Origin of the sequence: Chryseobacterium sp. RLHN22 (genome assembly GCF_051011795.1) — a bacterium.
Lineage (GTDB): Bacteria > Bacteroidota > Bacteroidia > Flavobacteriales > Weeksellaceae > Chryseobacterium > Chryseobacterium zhengzhouense.
In genome coordinates, this window is the sequence record NZ_JBPCHW010000047.1 from 1 (window position 1) to 5316 (window position 5316).

2 tRNA genes and 3 rRNA genes are annotated in these 5316 nt (G+C 47.1%); all 5 read right to left on the reverse strand.

The features are described from left to right. Positions 1 to 3: 3 nt before the first annotated feature. Positions 4 to 111 (reverse strand): 5S ribosomal RNA (gene rrf / locus ACR1PN_RS20315). 209 nt (positions 112 to 320) lie between these two features. Beyond that, positions 321 to 3078: ribosomal RNA gene (locus tag ACR1PN_RS20320) — 23S ribosomal RNA — on the reverse strand. Positions 3079 to 3250: 172 nt separating this feature from the next. Continuing rightward, a tRNA-Ala gene (locus tag ACR1PN_RS20325) sits at positions 3251 to 3327 on the reverse strand. Positions 3328 to 3423: 96 nt separating this feature from the next. After that, positions 3424 to 3497 (reverse strand) — tRNA-Ile (locus tag ACR1PN_RS20330). 219 nt (positions 3498 to 3716) lie between these two features. Continuing rightward, positions 3717 to 5233 (reverse strand): 16S ribosomal RNA (locus ACR1PN_RS20335). Together the 16S, 23S and 5S rRNA genes with 2 tRNA genes alongside form the textbook arrangement of a ribosomal RNA operon. Positions 5234 to 5316: the final 83 nt, after the last annotated feature.

Below are 5316 nucleotides of genomic sequence, written 5' to 3' on the forward strand. Positions count from 1 at the left end.
AAAAACTGGCGGCGACCTACTCTCCCGCTTTCGCAGTACCATCGGCGCTGGTGGGCTTAACTTCTGTGTTCGGAATGGGAACAGGTGAGCCCCACCGCTAAAACCACCCTAAAGGCTTTATAATGTTTCAAGTTTCGGGTTTAAAGTTCAAAGTTGGATAACCTTGAATTTTGAACATTGAACCTTGAACCAATTTATCGGTAAATTTCATCACAAAGGCAAAACCATGATTGCACTTATAAGGCCTGAGCTATGATTGATGGTTGATAAATGATGATTGATAATCATTCATCGCTTATTACTTATCATTCATAATTATAGGCTATAAATCTACGGGTAATTAGTACTACTCGGCTATGCTGTTACCAACTTTACACCTGTAGCCTATCAACGTGGTCATCTCCCACGACCCTTAAAAGATGTCTCATCTTGAGGCGAGTTTCGCACTTATATGCTTTCAGTGCTTATCTCTTCCAAACGTAGCTACTCAGCGGTGCACCTGGCGGTACAACTGATACACCAGAGGTTTGTTCAATTCGGTCCTCTCGTACTAGAATCAAGCCCTCTCAAACATCTAACGCCCGCAATAGATAGAGACCGAACTGTCTCACGACGTTCTGAACCCAGCTCGCGTGCCACTTTAATGGGCGAACAGCCCAACCCTTGGGACCTTCTCCAGCCCCAGGATGTGACGAGCCGACATCGAGGTGCCGAACCTCCCCGTCGATGTGAGCTCTTGGGGGAGACTAGCCTGTTATCCCCGGAGTACCTTTTATCCTATGAGCGATGGCCCTTCCATACGGAACCACCGGATCACTATGTCCTGCTTTCGCACCTGATCGACTTGTAGGTCTCACAGTCAAGCACCCTTATGCCATTACACTCTACGCACGGTTACCAAGCGTGCTGAGGGTACCTTTGAAAGCCTCCGTTACTCTTTTGGAGGCGACCACCCCAGTCAAACTACCCACCACGCAATGTCCTTCTGAAAGAAGTTAGGCTCCAAGTAAGTAAAGGGTGGTATTTCAACGTCGACTCCACGAACACTAGCGTGCCCGCTTCAAAGTCTCCCACCTATCCTACACATTACTTACTCAAAGTCAATACGAAGTTATAGTAAAGGTTCACAGGGTCTTTTCGTCCCATTGCGGGTAATCGGCATCTTCACCGATACTACAATTTCACCGAGCTCGTGGCTGAGACAGTGCCCAGATCGTTACACCATTCGTGCAGGTCGGAACTTACCCGACAAGGAATTTCGCTACCTTAGGACCGTTATAGTTACGGCCGCCGTTTACTGGGGCTTCAGTCAAACGCTTCGCTTACGCTAACGCCCTTCCTTAACCTTCCAGCACCGGGCAGGTGTCAGACCCTATACAGCATCTTTCGATTTAGCAGAGTCCTGTGTTTTTGATAAACAGTCGCCTGGGCCTCTTCACTGCGGCCACCATTGCTGATGGCGTCTCTTCTTCCGAAGTTACGAGACTATTTTGCCTAGTTCCTTAGCCACGACTCACTCGAGCACCTTAGGATTCTCTCCTCGACTACCTGTGTCGGTTTTGGTACGGGTTGCTTCACTTCGGCTTTTCTTGGAAGCGAGTTCACTACAGCAGCTTCGCCCGAAGGCTAGGCCTTGACTATTCCGTCAGTCTCCAGCAGCTACGTCACTCCGTCCCCTTTTTAGTGTGAGCAAGTATGGGAATATTAACCCATTGTCCATCCACTACCCCTTTCGGGTTCGCGTTAGGTCCCGACTAACCCTCAGCTGATTAGCATGGCTGAGGAAACCTTAGTCTTTCGGTGAGGGGGTTTCTCGCCCCCTTTATCGTTACTTATGCCTACATTTTCTTTTCTGTCCGCTCCACAATACCTCACGATACTGCTTCGGCGCAAACAGAATGCTCCCCTACCAGATATAATAAATTATAAATCCATAGCTTCGGTAATATGCTTATGCCCGATTATTATCCATGCCGAACCGCTCGACTAGTGAGCTGTTACGCACTCTTTAAATGAATGGCTGCTTCCAAGCCAACATCCTAGCTGTCAATGCAGTTCAACCGCGTTGCTTCAACTTAGCATATATTTGGGGACCTTAGCTGTTGGTCTGGGTTCTTTCCCTCTCGGACATGGACCTTAGCACCCATGCCCTCACTGCCGCAAAACATTTATTAGCATTCGGAGTTTGTCAGGAATTGGTAGGCGATGAAACCCCCGCATCCAATCAGTAGCTCTACCTCTAATAAACTATATACGACGCTGCACCTAAATGCATTTCGGGGAGTACGAGCTATCTCCCAGTTTGATTGGCCTTTCACCCCTACCCACAGGTCATCCGAAGACTTTTCAACGTCAACCGGTTCGGTCCTCCACTTTGTGTTACCAAAGCTTCAACCTGCCCATGGGTAGATCACAAGGTTTCGCGTCTAATCCTACTAACTCATCGCCCTATTCAGACTCGCTTTCGCTCCGGCTCCGGACCTGAAGTCCTTAACCTCGCTAGTAAAATTAACTCGTAGGCTCATTATGCAAAAGGCACGCCGTCACACAATTAATGTGCTCCGACCGCTTGTAGGCGTACGGTTTCAGGTTCTATTTCACCCTTCTATTCGAAGTGCTTTTCACCTTTCCTTCACAGTACTTGTTCACTATCGGTCTTTCAGGAGTATTTAGCCTTGGAGGATGGTCCCCCCATATTCAGACAGGATTTCACGTGTCCCGCCCTACTCATTTATCATCCAAATATGCCTTTCAAATACGGGGCTATCACCCTCTATGGCTGTTCTTTCCAGAACATTCTTTTAAACATATAAAGACTTTTGGGCTAATCCGCTTTCGCTCGCCACTACTTACGGAATCTCTTCGATTTCTTTTCCTCCGGGTACTTAGATGTTTCAGTTCTCCGGGTTTGCTCTCTGATAAATCAGAGTAATACATCTTCAATGTATTGGGTTGCCCCATTCGGATATCTACGGATCAATTCGTGTGTGCCAATCCCCGTAGCTTTTCGCAGCTTACCACGTCCTTCGTCGCCTCTGAAAGCCTAGGCATCCGCCATACGCCCTTAACGATTTCTTTCCTATTTTAGGTTACTCAAGCACTTATAAGTGCTCGGTTTTCTCTTTGTGATGTCTTTACCGTTAATGTCAATGATCTTAATCGCTGGTTCAAGGTTTAAGGTTCTTGGTTCAAGGAAAATGGCTCTCATTTTCCGTTCTTTGAACTTTGAATTTTAAACTTGAAACCCAATTGGTGGAGAATAAGGGAGTCGAACCCTTGACCTCCTGCGTGCAAGGCAGGCGCTCTAGCCAGCTGAGCTAATTCCCCCTCTAGGTGGATTTGAGATTTGATATTTGAGATTTGATATTCATACGCAACGAATTTCAAATTTCAAATTTTTCAATTTCAAATCACTTAAATTAGTAGTCTCGGGCAGGCTCGAACTGCCGACCTCTACATTATCAGTGTAGCGCTCTAACCAGCTGAGCTACGAGACTCTGTTAGATTTGAGATTCAATATTTGAGATTTGATATTCTTTAGACCTATCTATTCCCTATCATCTCTATACTTCTACCTCTTGTCTCTCTATCCCTGTACTAATTTCTAGTGGGTTGTATTTTTATATATCAACCAAATAAAAAACTAAAGCTGAACTTTAAGTAAGTTCTTGTGTATCCTAGGATACTAATTTTGTTTTACGTCTTAAGACGCTCTAAAATGAGATGTTCCAGCCGCACCTTCCGGTACGGCTACCTTGTTACGACTTAGCCCTAGTTACCTGTTTTACCCTAGGCAGCTCCTGTTACGGTCACCGACTTCAGGTACCCCAGACTTCCATGGCTTGACGGGCGGTGTGTACAAGGCCCGGGAACGTATTCACCGCGCCATGGCTGATGCGCGATTACTAGCGATTCCAGCTTCATAGAGTCGAGTTGCAGACTCCAATCCGAACTGAGACCGGCTTTCGAGATTTGCATCCAGTCACCTGGTAGCTGCCCTCTGTACCGGCCATTGTATTACGTGTGTGGCCCAAGACGTAAGGGCCGTGATGATTTGACGTCATCCCCACCTTCCTCTCTACTTGCGTAGGCAGTCTCACTAGAGTCCCCAACTGAATGATGGCAACTAGTGACAGGGGTTGCGCTCGTTGCAGGACTTAACCTAACACCTCACGGCACGAGCTGACGACAACCATGCAGCACCTTGAAAATTGCCCGAAGGAAGGTCTATTTCTAAACCGATCAATTCCCATTTAAGTCTTGGTAAGGTTCCTCGCGTATCATCGAATTAAACCACATAATCCACCGCTTGTGCGGGCCCCCGTCAATTCCTTTGAGTTTCATTCTTGCGAACGTACTCCCCAGGTGGCTAACTTATCACTTTCGCTTAGTCTCTGAATCCGAAAACCCAAAAACGAGTTAGCATCGTTTACGGCGTGGACTACCAGGGTATCTAATCCTGTTCGCTCCCCACGCTTTCGTCCATCAGCGTCAGTTAAGACATAGTAACCTGCCTTCGCAATTGGTGTTCTAAGTAATATCTATGCATTTCACCGCTACACTACTTATTCCAGCTACTTCTACCTTACTCAAGACCTGCAGTATCAATGGCAGTTTCACAGTTAAGCTGTGAGATTTCACCACTGACTTACAGATCCGCCTACGGACCCTTTAAACCCAATAAATCCGGATAACGCTTGCACCCTCCGTATTACCGCGGCTGCTGGCACGGAGTTAGCCGGTGCTTATTCGTATAGTACCTTCAGCTTTCCACACGTGGAAAGGTTTATCCCTATACAAAAGAAGTTTACAACCCATAGGGCCGTCGTCCTTCACGCGGGATGGCTGGATCAGGCTCTCACCCATTGTCCAATATTCCTCACTGCTGCCTCCCGTAGGAGTCTGGTCCGTGTCTCAGTACCAGTGTGGGGGATCACCCTCTCAGGCCCCCTAAAGATCACTGACTTGGTAGGCCGTTACCCTACCAACTATCTAATCTTGCGCGTGCCCATCTCTATCCACCGGAGTTTTCAATATTCCACGATGCCGTAAAATATATTATGGGGTATTAATCTTCCTTTCGAAAGGCTATCCCCCTGATAAAGGCAGGTTGCACACGTGTTCCGCACCCGTACGCCGCTCTCAAGATCCCGAAAGATCTCTACCGCTCGGCTTGCATGTGTTAGGCCTCCCGCTAGCGTTCATCCTGAGCCAGGATCAAACTCTCCATTGTATGTTTGTTCTTGACTCACTCAAAGTTTTTTAACGCTTTAGTTTTTCCTTACTTGGTTGTTATATTGTATGTCAATGATCTTC